The organism is Enterococcus sp. AZ091 (genome assembly GCF_051714805.1).
Lineage (GTDB): Bacteria > Bacillota > Bacilli > Lactobacillales > Enterococcaceae > Enterococcus_D > Enterococcus_D gallinarum.
The window spans coordinates 1,019,086-1,038,159 of the sequence record NZ_JBIOSO010000002.1 but is presented as its reverse complement, the minus strand read 5'-3'; the positions used below and the strand labels follow the sequence as shown (position 1 = coordinate 1,038,159).

At 37.6% G+C, this 19,074-nt stretch carries 15 protein-coding genes and 1 other annotated feature; of the genes, 3 read left to right on the top strand and 12 right to left on the bottom strand.

Going from position 1 to position 19,074, the window contains the following annotated elements; translation table 11 throughout:
• The 7 genes from IGJ28_RS17295 to IGJ28_RS17265 form a co-directional block, all read right to left on the bottom strand.
• On the bottom strand, positions 1–1,860 hold a 1,860-nt coding region (locus tag IGJ28_RS17295), incomplete at its 3' end, for a DNA translocase FtsK (protein WP_438845548.1).
• Positions 1,861–2,155: 295 nt separating this feature from the next.
• Positions 2,156–2,959: an amino acid ABC transporter substrate-binding protein gene (locus IGJ28_RS17290; RefSeq protein WP_003128218.1), complete on the bottom strand. Its 804-nt coding sequence runs from the start codon at positions 2,957–2,959 to the stop codon at positions 2,156–2,158.
• A 12-nt stretch (positions 2,960–2,971) separates the two neighbouring features.
• On the bottom strand, positions 2,972–3,604 hold the full coding sequence (locus tag IGJ28_RS17285; RefSeq protein WP_438845547.1) for an amino acid ABC transporter ATP-binding protein: 633 nt from the start codon (positions 3,602–3,604) through the stop codon (positions 2,972–2,974).
• 13 nt (positions 3,605–3,617) lie between these two features.
• Positions 3,618–4,262, bottom strand: a complete 645-nt coding sequence (locus tag IGJ28_RS17280; RefSeq protein ID WP_171917870.1) for an amino acid ABC transporter permease — start codon at positions 4,260–4,262, stop codon at positions 3,618–3,620.
• 264 nt (positions 4,263–4,526) lie between these two features.
• Positions 4,527–4,760 (bottom strand) — a binding site (T-box leader).
• Between the two features lie 167 nt (positions 4,761–4,927).
• The gene (locus IGJ28_RS17275; protein ID WP_225585883.1) at positions 4,928–5,647 is read right to left on the bottom strand and encodes a GntR family transcriptional regulator; all 720 of its coding nucleotides are present in this window, start codon (positions 5,645–5,647) and stop codon (positions 4,928–4,930) included.
• Positions 5,604–6,671: an ADP-ribosylglycohydrolase family protein gene (locus IGJ28_RS17270; protein ID WP_252711658.1), complete on the bottom strand. Its 1,068-nt coding sequence runs from the start codon at positions 6,669–6,671 to the stop codon at positions 5,604–5,606. Before IGJ28_RS17270 ends, IGJ28_RS17275 begins: the two co-directional genes overlap by 44 nt.
• 26 nt (positions 6,672–6,697) lie before the next feature.
• Positions 6,698–8,074 carry a PTS transporter subunit EIIC gene (locus IGJ28_RS17265; RefSeq protein ID WP_252711663.1) on the bottom strand — a complete coding sequence of 459 codons (1,377 nt, stop codon included), beginning with the start codon at positions 8,072–8,074 and terminating at the stop codon, positions 6,698–6,700.
• Positions 8,075–8,607: 533 nt separating this feature from the next.
• Between IGJ28_RS17265 and IGJ28_RS17260 the strand changes: the two genes are divergently transcribed.
• Both IGJ28_RS17260 and IGJ28_RS17255 read left to right on the top strand, forming a co-directional pair.
• Positions 8,608–8,943, top strand: a complete 336-nt coding sequence (locus IGJ28_RS17260; protein ID WP_103301055.1) for a hypothetical protein — start codon at positions 8,608–8,610, stop codon at positions 8,941–8,943.
• 568 nt (positions 8,944–9,511) lie between these two features.
• Complete coding sequence (locus IGJ28_RS17255; RefSeq protein WP_438845546.1) at positions 9,512–11,161, top strand: ATP-binding cassette domain-containing protein; 1,650 nt, start codon at positions 9,512–9,514, stop codon at positions 11,159–11,161.
• Positions 11,162–11,441: 280 nt separating this feature from the next.
• Here the strand turns inward: IGJ28_RS17255 and IGJ28_RS17250 are convergent, their stop codons facing one another.
• The 5 genes from IGJ28_RS17250 to arsC all read right to left on the bottom strand — a co-directional run bounded on the left by IGJ28_RS17250 (position 11,442) and on the right by arsC (position 18,089).
• Complete coding sequence (locus IGJ28_RS17250) at positions 11,442–12,884, bottom strand: helix-turn-helix domain-containing protein (RefSeq protein WP_081131010.1); 1,443 nt, start codon at positions 12,882–12,884, stop codon at positions 11,442–11,444.
• A gap of 401 nt (positions 12,885–13,285) precedes the next feature.
• On the bottom strand, positions 13,286–14,680 hold the full coding sequence (locus IGJ28_RS17245) for a glutamate decarboxylase (RefSeq protein ID WP_252711666.1): 1,395 nt from the start codon (positions 14,678–14,680) through the stop codon (positions 13,286–13,288).
• Between the two features lie 34 nt (positions 14,681–14,714).
• Positions 14,715–16,124, bottom strand: coding sequence for an amino acid permease (locus IGJ28_RS17240; protein WP_438845545.1), 1,410 nt, complete (start codon positions 16,122–16,124; stop codon positions 14,715–14,717).
• Positions 16,125–16,149: 25 nt separating this feature from the next.
• A complete protein-coding gene (locus IGJ28_RS17235) occupies positions 16,150–16,791 on the bottom strand; it encodes a hypothetical protein (protein ID WP_113849178.1) in 642 nt (213 codons plus the stop codon).
• Between the two features lie 893 nt (positions 16,792–17,684).
• Positions 17,685–18,089, bottom strand: a complete 405-nt coding sequence (arsC, locus tag IGJ28_RS17230) for an arsenate reductase (thioredoxin) (RefSeq protein ID WP_252711670.1) — start codon at positions 18,087–18,089, stop codon at positions 17,685–17,687.
• A 267-nt stretch (positions 18,090–18,356) separates the two neighbouring features.
• On the opposite strand from arsC, the gene IGJ28_RS17225 reads away from it, so the two are divergent.
• Positions 18,357–18,725, top strand: a complete 369-nt coding sequence (locus IGJ28_RS17225; RefSeq protein ID WP_103301041.1) for a DUF2512 family protein — start codon at positions 18,357–18,359, stop codon at positions 18,723–18,725.
• Positions 18,726–19,074: the final 349 nt, after the last annotated feature.

Sequence of the window (19,074 nt, the reverse complement as noted above, 5' to 3'; positions counted from 1 at the left end):
CGCCAGGATCATATGGATCCCTGCAGCCCGCGCCATTTGAGCTAGACGAATGATCGCATCTTCTACTTCATTACTTGCGACCATCATCAAGTCAGCCAATTCATCAACAATGACAACGATGAATGGCAAGATTGGTCGGTTTTCACCATCTTCTAAATTTTTATTGATCACTAGTTCATTGTATCCTGTGATATTTCTAACTCCTGTCGCAGCGAACTTCTCATACCGTTCTTCCATCTCTTTAACCACTTTTTGCAACGCTTGCGCTGCTTTCCGAGGGTTCGTCACTACCGGAGTCAATAGATGAGGAATGCCATTATAGACATTCAATTCAACCATTTTCGGATCGATCATCATCAATTTGACTTCGTGGGGTTTTGCCCGCATCAAAATACTTGTGATGATACCGTTGATTGCAACGGATTTCCCACTACCAGTAGATCCTGCAATCAGTAAGTGAGGCATTTTCGTTAGATCGGCCGTTTGGACACGGCCAGAAATATCTCTACCCAAAGGGACTTCTAACAACTTATCGGGATGATCCGGCTGTGCTTCAATCACCTCTCGGAAGGAAACCATGCTGACAGCACTGTTAGGCACCTCGATCCCAATCAGTGATTTCCCAGGAATCGGTGCTTCCATCCGCACATCTTTAGCAGCTAGCGCCAGTGCGATGTCATCTGTTAAGCCAACGATTTTGCTGACTTTGACTCCGACTGCTGGCTGTACTTCAAATTTAGTTACTGCTGGTCCTAAACTAGCTTTTACCACCTTGGCATCGACGCCAAAGCTTTGGAAAGTCTTTTCTAAAACACCAATGTTTTGTTCGATTTTTTTGTACTCGCTGCTTTGATCGGTTGCAGGGATCGAGTCCAACAATTCAGCGGACGGCAACTCATAGTCGCGATTTTCTGCTTCTTCGGAAATTTCAAATTCCAACACTTCGCCATCATCTTCCATTTCTTCAACACTTTCTTTTTTCTCCTGTGCCGAAGTCGGAGAGGATGATGCAGCTGGCGGTGTTTTTGGCAATTCTTGAAAATGATCGATTGGCACAAAACTTAACTGCTCTGGTTCGATTTCCGACAAATCTGGTTCTGATTGGGCTGCTCGCTCTGCTTCCGTGAAGGGACGGACTTGATTCTTTTCTTTGATCTCAGCCAAAATAGCAGAACGCTCTGCTTCTTTTTTCGCTGCTTTTTCAGCAGCTTTTTGCGCTTTTCGTTCTTCGCGGGCTGCTTGTTTTTCAGGTGATCCTTCCAACCATTGCTGAACCTTTTCACCAGCGTGCTGCAGATGCTCCAACAACTCGTGACTGCTCATCTTACTGAACAAAAAGCCACCGATCATGATCATCAAGACAGCTAGAATGTAACTGCCGATCTGGGATACAAGGAAATAGGTTCCGCGATAGAAGAATGCGCCGACCATGCCTCCTCCCACATTTTGTGAAACTTGACTGCGGCGAATATCATCCAGCAATGTCGACCAAGTCGTCTGCAAGACATTCGGCGATTCATTCATGACATTATTGAATAAATGCGCATGCAGGATCACTAAGATCCCCAAATAGATCAGCACACAGCCAACCACTCGACGTAAACTCGTAAAACGAGCTTCTGTGGTCTTGATTGCCAACCATCCCCCGTAAACGGCCAATGCGAGACAAAGCACTTGATACGTATTGCCTCCAATGATACGAAAGCCGTTAGCGATCAGCGTTCCTAAAAAGCCTAAGTGGAAAAAACCAAAGATCGAAAACAAGATGAAAAGCAAGCCGATGCCGACTAGAATCAGTTTCTCTTGTTGTTTTTGTTGTTTTTTTGTTTTGCGTTTCTTCGCGCGTTTTTTTTGCGCCATTCTTATCCCTCTTTTCGTCTCTACCTATTATAACGAAAAAAGAAGGCGAACAAAAGTTTTCCTGTCAGAAAGTTTACTACTAGAAATAAAAGATCCCACTAATGAAAAAAAGACCGCTCCATAAATCCATCAAACAAAGACGATCTAAAGGAGAAAAGACAAGAAATGCTTCTTAAAAATCTCTTTAGTAAGACTACAGTTAAGCTACCTTGCACCTGTTCATCAATCGCTTCATGCCAGGTAGCTACTGTGATCGTTTTTGTTGTGGCTTATGTCGCCGTCAATCGTTTTTCATTTATTCAGGAGAAACATCTTCTCCAAACCATTTTTCGGAAATCTCAGCAAATGTGCCATTTTCTTGCAGTTTCTTTAATCCCTCATTGATTTTATCCGCCAATGCTTGATCGTCTTTTCGTACTCCTACTGCAAAATTTTCGGCTTTGAAGGGACTTTCAATAACATTGTAATCGTCCGCTTTTTTCGTCTGAGTCAAATAGTACTCCGCGTAGACCCGATCGATCAAAAGACCATCGATCCGACCATTTTCCAAATCGATAAACGCTTCGTTGAAACTAGCATATAAAGTTGCTTCATTATCGGCGACAATGTCTTTCAATACTTCTGGTTGATTGTTGAAGGTATCATAGCCAGAGGATCCTTCTTGTGCCCCTAGAACTTTGTCTTTCATTGCATCAAATGAAGTGATGTTGCTGTCTTTGGCAGTTACTAGAACCTGCTTGTTTTCCATATAAGTATCGCTGAATAATACTTTCTTTTCCCGGGCTTCTGTTTTTGTGTAGCCATTCCAAATCATATCGATGGTACCATTATCTAATTCTGTTTCTTTCATCGACCAGTCGATTGCTTGGAATTTGACTTTGGTTCCTGTTAAATCAAAAACGGCTTTTGCTAGGTCAACATCGAAACCAACGATGTCCCCTTGGTCATCTTGAAAGCCCATCGGTACAAAGGTATCGTCCAACCCAACGATGACTTCCTCTTTGTCTGCAGCACTTTCTGCTTTCTCGCTACTGTTGCCACATGCAGCAAAAAGTAATAAGCTGGCTCCGGCTAACAACGTTAATCCAATTTTTTTCATTTTTCTTCCTCCTTAGTTCCCTTCAACTTCTAATAATTGATCGGCAATATTTTTTGCAAAAACCAGATCATGGGTAACCACGATCTGAGTAACGCCCTCTTTTTTCAAATCTAAGATCAGTTTTTCGACTTGCTGGCGCAGACCTGGATCTAATGCACTCGTAGGTTCATCATACGCCAATACTTTCGGATCCATCGCCATCGCCCGCGCAATCGCTACTCGTTGGCGTTGCCCTCCTGAAAGTTGGTAAGGATATTGCGTTAAAAGTTCAGATAATCCCAACTGTTTAGCCAAAGCAATAGCTTTTTCGGTATAGCTAGCTTTGTCTTGTTTCAATACCATTTTTGGTGCCAGTGTGATGTTATCGAATACCGACAAATGCGGAAATAGCTGAAAGTCTTGAAAAACGACACCGACTACTTGTTCTTGTTTTTTCGTATCCGTGGGATCAAAAGGTTGTCCATCTAGTAAAAAAGTTCCTGAATCGATGGTCTCCAATCCAGCAAGGGTACGCAGCAGGGTTGTTTTTCCACCGCCAGAAGGTCCGACTACCGCTAGGATGCTGCCTTCTTCAATTGTCAGGTCTAAGCGATCGATAACCTGCTTGTCGCCAAATGCTTTTGATACTTGTTTCAGTTCTAACATGTTCCTACGCCTCCTAACGGTAATAATCGAGTTTTGTTTCTAACTGTTTCAAAATCAGTGTAAAAATACCAGTCATCATTAAGTAAATCAGCGCAACGCCCAGTAATGGTACCAACGTGCTGTCTCGTTCCATTGCGATTTTACCGATACGCATAACATCCGACAAACCTAAAATATAGACAAGCGAAGTATCTTTTACTAAATTGATCACTTCGTTCCCTACTGAAGGAAGCGTGATCTTGACTACTTGCGGAATGATAATCTTGCGAATCGTCTGTAAAGGTGATAGGCGCAGAACTTTTGCTGCTTCGTATTGCCCTGCAGGGATTGATTGGATCCCTCCCCGAAAAATCTCGGCATAATAAGCGGCATAATTGATAATAAAGGCAATCAGTGCTGCTTCAAACCGATCAAAGACAATGTTCAGGATCGGCAGACCATAAAATACAAAGATCAGTTGTAACAGTAAAGGCGTTCCTCGCATCAGCCAGACATACACTTGCACGATTGCTTTCAAGATCCGTAGTCGACTAGCAAGAATAAAAGCCAAGATGATCCCTAATGGAATCGATCCTATTAACGTTAATCCAAACAATTTGATTGTGATCCCTGCCCCAGAAAGCAGTTGCGGCATCACACTTACTAAATAATCGATCATTTCTTTTTGCCTCCTTGATTTTGCGGCAATGACTGCTTGCTTGATTTAAAATGACCAAGCACCATCTTGCCGTGTTTCCACTTGATTAAAATCATTAAAATGAAAGGCGCCCAACAAAAAACGCCCTCCGGCCTAATGCCAGAGGACGTTTAATACGTGGTTCCACCTCAATTTGTTTTTCCTTCACAGAAAAAACCTCATGCAGTCAGTTGATGGATTTGCTGATACCGCCATTAAATAAAAAAAGTCCTTTAGCCATTACAGCTAAAGGACGTTATCAACGCGGTTCCACCTTTGTTTATCAGTGCTTCACAGCAACTGATCTCAGAAAGTCATCAAACAATGACTGCTGCTATAACGGGCACTCCCGGTCTTTCCTACTCGATTCAGAAAAACGACTCCAAGATGTGGTTCACAAGTCCTTGTTGTCTCTTCTCACCAGCCAGAGACTCTCTTAAAACGAAGAAACCTTGCTACTCTTCTTTTCGATGTCTGTTTCATTAAGTTGTTTATTACTTTATACGCAAACTGAAAAAAAGTCAAATACTTTTTTTCAGTTTGTTGATCGGAAAATTCATTTTCACAAAATAAGAGACGAATAGAAACATTCTATCCGCCCTAAATGCTTTAGACTTCGTAATGATCAGTACAACTTTGTATTCCCTCTATGGTACTTTCAGTTGAACATGATAGCGATAGCGGTCCCCACGATAATAAATTTCAGCATATTCAACTAAGCGATTTTTGTGGTCTTTAGTCAGACGCTCGACATATAAAAGTGGTGTATTCATTTCAATTTTTAATAAGTTGGAGAGTTCTTCATCAGACACAACTGACTCAATGGTTTCTTGTGCTGTTGTTACTATAAAACCTTGACTACGCATAATTTGATAAAGTGATGCATGTTTGTCAGCAAGATCTTTTTCTTTTAGCTCAATGTATGATGGACAATATACTCGTTGAAATCCAATACATTGATCATCCACGTAGCGAAGGCGTTCGTGTTTGCTGACCTCCGCTCCTTTTGGCAAATCTAACTTACTACACAACACCTCATTTGCTTCCAAAGATGTATTTAAAGAAATTAACTCTGAATGATTGGACTGCAGTTTATTTTCTTCCGAAAAACTTAGAAGGGTTTGTAATTGCAGTAATTCTTTCGTACTGAGTACAATTGTACCTACACCATGAATTCTTTTGATAAAACCTTCATCTACTAAAAGTTGCAAGGCATGACGAACTGTAATACGGCTTACTCCGTATTTTTCTTGAAGTTCCGGTTCAGTCAAAAAAGGTTGCCCAACTGGATATTTTCCTTCATTGATTTCTTTTTTCAGCTCTTCATAAATCGAGAGATATTTTACCTTTGGACTTATCATTTTCATTCACCACATTTGCTAAAGATTCAGCCAAACTAGTTAAATCGTAGCTATTCGCTGATTGAACATCACGAAACAGTGGCGTAAAACGTTCATCATCTGGATCAATCAATGCCCCAACCATGGATCCTACAATTGTCGCAATCGTATCAGTGTCGTATCCTACATTCACTGCATCTATGATCGCATTAAAAGGATCTTGTTTGTTTAGGGCGATAATTCCAAACGCACACGGAACTGCTTCTGAGATATGGAGCCCACTACCGATGATTTGAGCTAGTCGCTGTAGTTTTTCTTCATGGGTACCAGATTGATTAACTATAGTATACGCTAGTTTCATGCGTTCAACAACGCTGGGACCGCCAACTTCTCGGGAATAAACTTTGCCTAATTCTTCTCCCCGACAAGCGCCATAAATCCCTATTGCTACTAATTGGTCCATAGTTGCATGGTCACACAAAGAGGCTGACACTGCTGCCGCAACTGCAGCTGCTCCAGAAATAGCCAGTGCATTATCATGAGTTACTTGCGTTATAATCAACGCTTCTTGAATAGCTTTTTCAATATCTCCTGGGTTTAATATCCCTGCAGGTGCGATTTTCATTGCAGCTCCGTTCGTAGCTTTTGAAGCATAGTCTACAGCCATAGCTCCCGGTAAAGGCGCCATTTTTTGATCAGGATTTTTATACATTGCAATCGCACTTCGCGTAGTTGGACCTGCAAATCGATCGAAGTACCATGTATTTTCTGACCATTTCAAGATGGCTGTCTTCACTGTTTCAGAATCAATTACTCCTCTATTTTCTATAATACTGTGACACAACGTATAAATTTGCGAAAAATCATCTGTGACTTGTCCAGCTTCATTCCCTAATGCAAAAGCACCTTCCTCCGGTTTTAAAAAGGTAGAAACTTTGCCATTGAACTTTGTTCTAATTTGATCAAAAGTAAGATTTTCTGTTGCAGCTCCCATAGCATCTGCAATAGCTGCTGCCCCCAATGTACCTTGAATTTTTATTTGTAAACTCATATAAACTATCTCCATTCTCTTATTCTTTATTTCATTTCAGCTTCTGGGTCTTTTATACCTAAAATGATTGTTAGGATCATTCCACCAAAAAATGCAATCACCAAACCCACAATGTACGCCCAAAGTGTAGGACCCGCAAAAGCTGGAATGGTGGTTAATCCTCCAAATACAAAGGCGTTACCAATAACATTAAATGCACCCATAAAAGCTCCACCCATTGCAGCACCAAGACAGCCAGCAATCAACGGTGTTTTAAATTTTACTCCTAGACCGTAAATAGCAGGCTCTACAATTCCAGATAAAAAGACAGAAGTAATTGCAGTCAAAGAAAAGTTCCTTAATTTGGTATTTTTTGATCGTAAGAAAACTGCAAATGCTGCTCCTGCCATCCCAAAGTTTGCAGTTGCGCCATACGCAATGAATGGTGAGTGACCTGTGCTAGCGATTTCCGGAATAATAACCATGGTATTTGATGCCCAATGAACACCAAACATGATCAAAATATTCCAAATGCCACCTGTAATTGCCCCTGTAATAATCTGATTGATTCCTGCTAAATAATTTACAAATCCAGCAATACCAATACTAATATAGTTACCTAAGGGACCAAAAATACTGGCAGTTACAGGCACTAACACAAACAAAAGAACGGTTGGTATCAAAATCATATGCAAACTATTCGGAATTGTTTTTTTCATGAAATGTTCCATTTTCGATTGTACCCATGTTGTAAAAATTGCGGGCAGAATCTGCGAAGTGTAGTTAAAGACTGGAACTGGTAAACCAAAGAAAGAAATCGTATTGCCCCCGTCCCCTTGGATCAAATTAATAAAGTCTGGCATAATCAATGCACCAGCGACTGCAATGGCAATATAAGGACTCGTTTTAAATCGGTTTGCTGCAGTTACCGAAACTAGTAACGGTAAGAAGTAGAAGACAGATGTTGCAGCAAGTGTCAACATCAAATTTGTCGAGCTATCCGTAGATAAAATTCCGACCTCATTTGCAAGAATTGTAAATCCTCGAAGAAGACCCGATCCGGCTAATAAAGGTAATAATGGCGAGAAGATACTCACTACGAGTTGAACAAACTCATTTATTAAGCTCTTTTTTGTCTGGACTTTAGAATTTTTTTCATTGGTCGTTTCATTATTTTCTCTATTCAATACTTTTAAGAAGTCTTCATAAACTTCCCCTACATTCGTTCCAATAATTATTTGATACCCGGAATCTTTATTGACTACTCCTGCCACACCATCCAATAATTCTATTTTTTCACTTTGAACTAACTCACGTTTCTTCAGACTTGGGCGTAATCTTGTTGCACAGTGAGTAATTGACTCAATATTTTCTGTTCCGCCTAGATACTCTAGAATCTGCTGGGCTAACCTTTCATTTTTCATGATAATTCCCCTTTCTATAATGAATTAGCTAGTCGTTATGACGTCATATCAACATCTAAAATATACCCCTAACGCCCTCGAGTGTAAACGATTACAAAAGAAATATATCCAAAGATTTATTTATCACTCATAAATCTGCTTTCAAGATTTAGCTTTTTTGAACACGTTCTATTGAAACTATTTTTTAACACTTTAGCTAAAAAGAGGATAGAAAGAAACTCCCTGTGATCTCTGTTCTAAGACGTCTTATTCTAATCATATTATAATCTGTTTTAATCAAAGTAAACATTCACTATAAAACTTTGAACTGTAAGAAGATGCATAAAGTCCACCAAAGTAGTTTCATTTAGAAAAATTTATCAAGTATATCTATTATTCAACTATCTCATTTCTAATTTTATTATAAATTAATGAGTTTGCATCAGACACCCAAGAAGACTCTCTCGTCAAATCTAAAAATAAAAGGATGAATTTGAAAATTTATTGAGTTACCCTTTATTAGATGATACACTTTTTAAAAAGGAGTTTTAGCAATGAAAAAAATCTGTTGGATTTTTTCTATCAATGTTCGGGGTATGGCACCATTCGGTTACAGCACAACAATGAATCTTAGACAAGCAAAATCATTTCAAGAAAAAATCAAGACACTCTTACCAGCAGAAATTGAGACTCAATTTATTAGTTATGATATTTCAAGTAATGATATTCCTGCTGCAGATTTACTTGTTTTTAATGATATGGATTCAAACTATCTAAGCGAAGAAATAAAAAAACAAGGCATTGCTGTTTCTTTTAAAGATATGGTTTCCGGAAATACTACAGTTATCAAAAAAACAATTCTGAACGCCCTAAATTTAGGCGGAATTTGAACAGCTTTTCTGCTTGTAACAATAACGACACCCCTCTCATACTTATGAATATGAGAAGAGGTGTCGTTATGTATTATTTATCTTTCGTCCTATCAAAAATAAAGCAAGTAATAATTGATCTATGCACCTAGATAGGTCTCTACTAATAAGAACACTGATTATTTGATATCTTATCAATATCCATAACGGGGAGAATGAAGAGCATAAAACTAGATAGCTTTTTCTTTATTCGTTAGTTATCGTTCTATCTGCTTTTAATCCAAACGTAACACTTTCAAAAAATTACATTTATTGTTTTTCGAACTATATTGTATGCATTTCTTCAATATCAAGTAATGACGTACGATTATGTAGTTCTATTTCTGATGCTCCTCCCTACAACAGATGTTACTGCACTTAAATCTAATATAGCAACTGAAGGTGTAACACCAATCCTAAATTTTTTCCATAACTCTTCTTTGATTGTATGGTAAGCCTACCATGATGCTACACAATCAAAAAAATAGTATCTTTTTGCACTATATATGTATCAAATCACTATGTTATAGTTTACTTAAGGAGGGAGAAAATGAAAAAGATAGTACTAAAAAATAAAAAACTGCTTGTTACGCATGTGATTATTTGCGCAATCGCTGCGCTTATTCAGGTTGGCGTTGCACTTGTTTATAGTCTTATCACAGAAGTTGCTATGTCAGGAAATATAAAAAAGCTTATGGTTGTTGGCTTATTCGCCTTCTTTTATATCTTATTAAACACCATGAGCGACTTTGTCCCCAGACGCAGTAAATCTATCTTGGTCCACTCAATAACGGATCAGCTTAGAGTCGGCCTCTCGCAAAAGATAGTCCGAATGGATCCAGAAAAGTTTTTAAAAAGCGAAAAAAATTATTACCTTTCAAAGCTAGCCAATGAAATAAAAGTTATTGAGCAAGAATTTTTGAAACCTGGATTTGGATTGATTTTAAGCATCTTTACCTTTATTTTTTCACTTCTTTTCTCTTTAAGACTTAGTGCTTCCTTTTCAATTGTCATGCTATTGCTAGCCTTTAGCCCCTTGTTAGCTCCTTATTTTGCCAAAAAAATTCTTGGAACTCGTCGTAAAGCGGCGGTCGAGGTACAAGATCATACACTCAGTTTATTTGAACAACTTCTTTCTGGCTATCTGACACTAAGAGTAGGCAGAGGATTCCCGAAATATGCTACACGTTTTTCTGAAAGTAGCGAGCGACTGAAAAAGCAAAATATTCATTTTGAATCGTTACAAGGACTTACCTACGCGATTTCTTTTGGTCTTGGCGACCTTGCCTACTCTGGAACGTGGATTATTGGTGTTTTTTTTGTTGCAGCAAAAATAATAACCCTTCCTAACCTCATTGCTATGACTACCTTAATGAGTACGATTGCCGGTCCATTGGAATATTTCAGCACCTCGATTACCGATATTTTATCCAGTAAGAAAGTCGCTGATGATCTTATATCTTTTATCGATAGTACAGATGATGATGAAATGACTCGATCAATCATTCTTGAAAGTCCCATCACAACTTTGTCGATTGCTAACTTAAGCTATAGTTATGGTACCCGTACATTAATCAATGGATTAAGCTATCAATTTGAAAGAGGGAAAAAGTATGCAATTACAGGTGCGAGTGGCAGCGGGAAATCCACGCTATTGAATATTTTAGCAGGCATTTATTCTGTCGGTGACCGTCAACTATTTATCAATGAACAAGAGATGAATCAAATTTCTAGAGATTCCTTGTATCAAAAAGTCTCACTTGTCCAACAAAAGACCGCTATTTTTCAGACCAGTATTGCTTCTAATCTCTCTGTTTTTAATGATTTTGAACTTGAAAGAGTTGTTGATGCATTAAATAAGAGTGGCTTGGCCAATCGCTTTAACTACGAGAAATTATTAGAAGAACAAGAAAACAAATGGATAAATTTTCTTTCAGGAGGGGAATTAAGGAGAATCGAAATCGCTCGCGCTGTCTTTAAAAATTCCGATATCATTCTATTGGATGAACCGACTTCTGGGCTTGATAGTGGAAATGAGCTGATTATCAAAGATTTGATCAACTCTTTCAATGATAAGATAATTATCGTAGTTACGCATTCAACTAGTCCTGATTTTCTAGACTCTTTTGACGAGCTGATTCACTTAGATGCTTTACCCCTCAAAAAACAAAACGATCCCTTTATTCGCTTGTCTTTTTGATTCCCTCCTTGAACTTGTTAGAAAAAGAACTGAACCTAGTAAAATGTTCTTTGTCATACTACTAATGACAAAGAACATTTGAGGGTTATTGTTTGAGGCTCATTAACTTCCTACTAAAATAAAATTTCATCAGATTAAAAAATTCTTCTTACTCTATGTTAACAAAATATTCTGCTATTAAATTAGTTATAGAGCGCGACACTTTACAATCACCGTTACTCTAAGCCTTTCTTTAGTTCTCGCATTCGCTGCATCCATCCTACGTCTTCTACAGTAACTATTACTTAATAACAAAAGAACGATACTTGGAATAGGCTATTTGATCGATAATAGTAAAAATTTTCTTTATCTCTAAATCTGCGCCGATTGCCGTTACTTGATAGAATTGACTGTAATTGTTCCCTAATGCGGGAAGGTAGGCATTAGAGATCAATAAATCAAATGGTTCATCACTTGTATAGGGTAGGATAACAACGTCTTGTTTCCCTTTCAACTCATTTTCTAATAAGTAAATAGAGGCATCTGCCAAAATACTAGAGCCCATATTTAAGACCGCTATTCTCACTTGATACTCCTCTTTAGGAGACAGCATGTAAATTAAGAATACTAATCTTTTTTTCAAATACTTTAATTTCGTGTGGTTGAACAATTTAGTCGGTTCAATAATATTTTCTATTATGTCTAAGACAAACTGATTTCTAAACGAATTGTTAAACAAGTTATGGTAATAATTCAAAGTGACTTTATCGATCGAATAATTGACCCCATGAAAATAATAAACTTGGGCGATGAGAGAAAAGACACTGGATTTAATGGTTGAATTTGACTTTAGTTTATAAATCGACTGGATCGCGGCCATTATTTCATCGGTTATCTCAAAGACGGGATTTTTGCTAGTATATAATCCTAGTCGAATTTCCTCATAGGGGATCCCACCAACTGTAATTAAAAATAAGCAGATAAAATAGGTGACGATTGTCGCTTCATCTGATGAACAAATATATTTTTTTGAAAAATAACTATGCCGAATGTATTTAAAAACTGGCATATCTAGACAGCGATTGATCTTTATTTGCTCATCTTGGCCTAAGCTTTCCAGCAGTGTCTTGTTCCCTATTTTTTTCATAAGAACAAATAACCATATTTTCAACTGCTTTTGTTGAGCAATAGACAGAGATACTTTTTTGACTATGTCCCCAACAACTTCATCGATCAGCGTAGAATTGATCTCTATCGGCCCCATCTTAAATAAATTATAATAAAAATAAATCCACTGTGTCATACTTCCAGCTAGCTTTTTGTTCCTTATCTTTAATTCAAAATGCCGTAGTAAATTATTACATTCCGTGATCAAGCGATTCAAAGTACCGACACTTGTTTTTAATTCATCAGCTATTGCAAATGGTTCATACTCGTTATGATGAAATAAATAGTTTAGCAGTTGATATTTCATTGATTTTTTCAATAAAACATCGGTCAAATCATCGAGTGAAACGCTGTCATTCACGTTCAAATCTAAAGTATAACGATTGATTGAGAAGGAAACTTTTTCATCTTTTAGTTGCAGTTTAAGATCATCTGATAGTTTCACAAGAGTTGGCATCGTGATTTTTAACTCCCGACAAGCGTCACTTTTTTTAATATGTCCGGTAGATAAGTACAAAAATTTTAATAAGATATACTCTAATTTTAGATTCTTATCGAGCAAGTCTTCTTTATACATTCCTTTTTCCTCCCATGCAGACTATTTTTATTCTTGAAAATTTACAATTCTCTAGAGAAAAAGAACGCCGCTTACTAGAAAATTCAGAATATACGATTGATTTTTATTTGTTACATGATGCGCCTACCCTCTGTGTTTTTTTAACAGAACCATCCCTTATCTTACTGATTCCATAGTGAAAATCGTGTCCCTCAAAAGAAAACTACAATTAATACTATCATAAAGTAGAACTATCGACAGACTAAGTGAATCTAGAGATTGTCGTTTTTTGAAGTTTCCTCCAGTCATTCTAGTCTGTTCCTTTCCCAAAATTTCCAATGATTTCCCCAACTACAAAGTGAGTGGTTTCATCTTATAGAAACCACTCACTTTTAATGACCGAAAAGCTATAAATCTTCCAATCAATGTGAAAATCCGTACGTTTGGTTTGAAGATACGTGACGGCTTGGACGATTATTCAAGCGTTCAATGCCTTCTTTCATATCTTGCACCAGATCCATTGCCATTTGCATACTTAAGTCTGCACGGCAAACAAAACGTTGGATATTGATGTTTGATAGATTATCCGGCAATGGATAAGTAGGAACTTGCCAGCCCTTCATGGCAAATTCATCAGTCAAATCGTATAAATTCCATGGAATAGATACATCTTCTTTCAATTTATAACAGACGATCGGTAATTGAGAACCGTCGTTATAAATATCAAAATAACCCATTTGTTCAATCTCTTTTGCTAAATATTTTGCAACGTCACTTGTCTTTTTATGGATCAAGCGATACCCCTCAAAGCCATTGCGGATAAAGGTGTAATATTGTCCGATAATCTGGCTCGCACTTCTTGAAAAGTTGATAGCCATTGTAGGCATCTCGCCACCAAGATAACTCACTTTGAAGACCAGTTCTTCAGGTAAGAAGTCTTTTTCTTTCCAGATGACCCAGCCAACCCCTGGATAGACAAGTCCATATTTATGTCCAGAAGTACTAATGGAGCGAACATTTTTCAAGCGGAAGTCCCACTCAAGCTCTGGCTCCATAAATGGGGCAAACAACCCACCACTTGCAGCATCCACGTGGATATATACTTTATAATCTGTATGCTTGTTGTATGCCTCCAGCTTTTTGTCTAATGCTTTGATGTCATCGTATCTTCCGGTATAAGTGATTCCTAAGATGCCAACTACCCCAATCGTATATTCATCTAAATAATCGGTGACTGTTTCTACATTGATGCTGCCATGTTCTTCATCAATGGGGATCGTACGCATTTCAACGTCCCAATACACACAGAATTTTTCCCAAACAACTTGATAAGCAGAAGAAATCACTAAGTTCGGTTTTTGCTTAGTAATGTCCAATCCGAGTTTTTTTGCTCGATTGCGCCAAGCAAACTTCAATGCAAGGCCACCTAGCATACAGGCCTCACTTGAGCCAACCGTTGAGGTCCCAATAAAATCTGATTCATCTGGTGCATGCCACAGATCAGCAATCATGTTGACACAGCGATTTTCTATCTCTGCTGTCCGAGGGTATTCCGTTTTATCGATGGCATTTTTATCTAGTGTCTCACTCATGATTTTGACCGCTTCGGGTTCCATGTAAGTTTGGCAGAATGTCGCTAAATTTTGTCTTGATACGCCTTCATCGATCAATTGATCTTTCACTAATTCATAGGCATCTCGCGGCACTAAGGAATCGTTAGGTAATTTGTACATAGGAATTGCTTCATCCATTGCTTCATTGCCAAAAATAGGTTCTAAATATTGAGCTTCTTTTCTATTTTTTTTACTGAATAGCATCTGTATCTCCTCCTAATCTAATACGTACTCTTTTTTATTTTATCCCGTTTGCCTTCTCACCTACAAATTTATAAATGACAAACGGTATAATGACAATAATCAGCCAACTAATGATCAAAATAGTTAAATACGTTCCGCCTTTACCTGAACCGATATCATTGGGTGGAAAGAATGAAATAAAGAATGAAAAGATGGAAACAAGTAAACCAACCACTGCTACAGTGATCTTCACATTTTTTCCACCAGGAATATGGTAGGTTCTTGTTAAATTATCTTTATCCTTCACTAATTTGATGTAGGAAATAAACAAAAGAACATAAGCCACCAAATAGATGCACACGGTCAAGGCCATCGCTACAAAGAATGAAAGGTTGGCACCACCACCGCCTAGTGTCAATATGACAGCCCAGATAGAAACGATGATTCCTTGAATCAACACGATATTGGTTGGCACATTGTGTTGATTGACTTTTGCCAGTTGCTTTGGCAATAGACCATTTTCTGCTGCTTCAAGCATCGCAGTCGATGGTCCGACTACCCATGCCGCAATTTCAGCAATAACCCCTAAACAAATGACCACTGCAATGAACCGCACCAGCCATTCGCTTCCGCCAAAATGATGGATTAAATACGAATAGGCTTGAATCACACCGGTATCTAAAGACAACTGATTTTGCGGAATCGTTGCCGCAACAGTTACACCGCCGAGAGTGTCTAAAAGGATTGTTGCAGCTACTAAGATCAAAATAGCTTTAGGATAATTTTTTCCTGGATTGTCCATGTCTTTAACATGACTGGCAGAAGACTCGACCCCTGCATAGGCCAAAATAAAAGAAACAAAAACAATCAACGTATTTATTTTCGTAAAATCTGGCATCCAAGCACCCGCACCAAATGAGACTTTGATCGGATTGCCTTGAGCAATATAGATTATTCCTAGGAGAAACAGAATAACCCCAGTCGCTACTATGCCGACAAAGAAACCAACTTTTGCAATCTTAGCTGTATTTTTTGTACCGTCAAATTGCGAAATCGTGATCAGCCAAAAAATCACTAATGTCGCAATCAGCTTCAACCAACTATTCGTATTCAATGCCGACCAGTTCAATGCGTAGGAAAGCGCACCGACAATAAAGTAAATCATCGTGATAAAGCCAACTGTAATTTGAAACCATTGAAAGAAAATGGCTGCAAAGCCCCACTTTCTTCCCAATGTATTTGAGACCCAGGTATAAAGTCCCCCTTTCTCCCATCCCTTGACAGTGGCCATCTCTGCGGAGCAAAGGGCTACAGGAACAAACCAGAGGAAGCCGCCAACGAGTAAATAAAAAACAAGATTCATCTTTGATGTCGCAAAGGTTGGGTACTCATAAACCGTCATAACCATTGAAGCAGTTATTGCAAAAAAACTCAACAAAGATAGTTTCTTAGTGTTCGTATTCATTCTTTCTCCCTCCTTGCTTTAAACTTTATTTTTCTTCAATCATTGATAAATCAATATGATACGTATGGGTTTTGTCATTATCTGCTTTGAACTCGATATCTAACGCTTGTATCTCTGATAATTTTTGCTCTTCTGCTACTTTAAAATGAATCAACCCATCTTTGTGTTTGTCGTGTGTCAAAATCTCATCATCTAAGTAATCGACAAAAATCTCTGCCTCTACCTGCATACCATCTTTTAAAACCATGTAGGCTTTATCTGGTTTAATCTTTTTGTCTTTAGAATCTTCATTAAACAATTGGTATTTAAGTGAAAGCAATGTCTTGTATTCTTTATCTTTGTCTTTAAATTTCTCCACATTGACGATCTTTACATGGTTCACTAAAAAGCGAATATGGTCCCAATCCGAGTTTTCATAATTTAGGTTATACGTAATGACATCTTTCACTTTTGGATCAATGCCCTTTGTGACGATTTTTTCAAAAGAGCCGATATCGCTCAGTTTATTGATGTCCACAACAGCCGCAGCCGATGACTCGCTAACTAAAGTTTCTGTTCCTGTTCCAGAAATCATTTCCCCGGATTCTTCTACTGTTGAGCAGGCGCTTAAACTTGTTAAAGCAACTGTACTTAATAATAAACCTAATACTACTTTTATTTTTTTCATGTTTTCTCATTCCTTTTTTTAGATTTTTATTATCCTTCAATACTGATAGATTCCATTGCTAATCATCAATCTCTAAAGTGACATTCTTTATTCGATATCTTTAAGCGTTTAACTGCTTTATTCATTTCTATCTTTGATTGTCTAGGTGTTTTCGATGCGTTCCCCCTTTCTATTCAGCCTGAAATAAAGATAGAAATCATAAAAAAAGTTATCAGTTTTTTTCATTCTAAAAACCCATCCTTTCTTTTATTAAAATTTTTATCTCAATACAGATATATCACTTACTCCCCTAGAACAAATCTCTATTTTTTTATCTTAAAAACAAAAAAATGCGAAAAATTATTGGAACTTAAATGCTATTATTAAACACAACAAGAAATAGCTGATTAAATTAATAGCAGGACTAGAATACTTTTGGTAAAAAGATTATCCCTCATAGATTTACCAGCTGATACTTTTTTGAAATATTTTTCGATTCACTAAAACTTGTTCTATTTGACCCTTGATGATTGTTACAAGGAACTTTCGTTCGTTCGCTGATCGTGCTCCCCAAAAAACAAGAAGCACTCAAAATCGTCTTTTTTGAGCACTTCTTGTTTTTTTATGAATGAGATGTTTTGCCTGTATCCTTGGTACTTTCAGAATGGTCTTCGTTGATAGAATAAAGTCTAACTATTTTCTGGACTCCTATAAATAGCTGCCTATATCAGTGTGTAAAGCCAAAGTAATCCTGCAGAAATTTGAAAATCATACTTTTAGCTCCTTTCCTATACTGTCAAACACGTTTCATAAGTAAGTTGTCATCACCAAAACAAGCTAAAAAAAATCTCCAGAAATCTGTCATTTCCAGACACTCACCAGGCACTTATAAGAGCAATACAAAAAGAGAGATATTATTTTAATTTAGAGATATTTTCTTTGATCAAGTCTCTTGCTTTTCTGAATGCTGCCATTCTCGCTTCTTCCGATCCCGTCACTTGCGCAGGATCTTCCAAGTCCCAGTGAATATGAGCAGCTTCTTTAGGAAGAGCAGGACATTTATCTTTTGCGTCTCCACAAAGGGTAATAATCAAGTCTGCATTCTCAAAATATTCTTTATCAATCAAATCAGACGTCTGGTTAGAGATATCAATGCCATCTTCCGCCATTACTTGTACAGCTTTCGTATTTAATCCATGGGTTTCAATCCCAGCACTACGAATTTCAAAATCTGACTTAGATAGAAATTTATGTCCATACCCTTCAGCCATTTGGCTGCGACAAGAATTGCCAGTACATAGAAAATAAATTTTTTTCACCATTATCTTCCTCTCGACTCTGTCAACGGGATTACTTTTTTCCGTACTCAAAAGGTTTATCCCGGAATGCCATTACTTGAAACAACCTTACCTGAACTTCACCTAAAACACCAGCTCATTGCTTCTCTCATTTTTGACTTCTACTAGATAAAGTCGTCGGTGCATTAATTTTGACGCCTCTATCTACTAATGGTAGCCTTGAATTAGAGGGTTGTCCTAACACGATAGTCTTGCTATTGAAATAAAAACAAAAAAGGAGTGTATGAAATGAAACATCTAAAGGCTTTGGTTGTAAAAGCACTATTTATTTGGGCTATTTTGTGGATTACTTTAACGGGAATCTATAATGTCAGTTTTATGGACTCTACGATCGTTGGAGTAATAATTGTAGTCATGATCTACGTCCTAGGGGATTTAGTTATCTTAAGAAAAATCGGCAATATTGCGGCAACAATCGCAGATGCTGGTGCGTCAGCGCTTATTCTCTGGCTATATCTGACTTCAATGAACTATACAACTGACTTATGGATGATGGTCCTGGTTCCTGCTGTTTTGATCGGTTTAGCAGAATGGTTCTTCCATAAATGGCTACTCAAAGAAAATATTGTACCAGATGAGCGTACAATGAAAGAGTAACTATAGAATAGTTTTCCTAAATATGACGAAAGAAGGGACAAAAACTTAACAGTTTTTGTCCCTTTTAAGATACTCTTAGCATCGAGCATCACTAATTATCGTACGTTATTCTTTTTTGAGATACTCTGACTATTTACACCTATCCCGCCACCATTAGATTCTTTCAAATAGATTCTTTCAAAAAAGCATTTTATGAATAGAGAGTTTTTATTAGTGGGTAAAAAGTTTATATCTAATTCCCTTTATAAAATTACTAGTCGCTGTTTCACTACCTTTTCTACAACAAATCATCTTATATTCCCAAACTATCGGAGAAAATCCGACTTCGTTTAATAACAAAGATATTGTC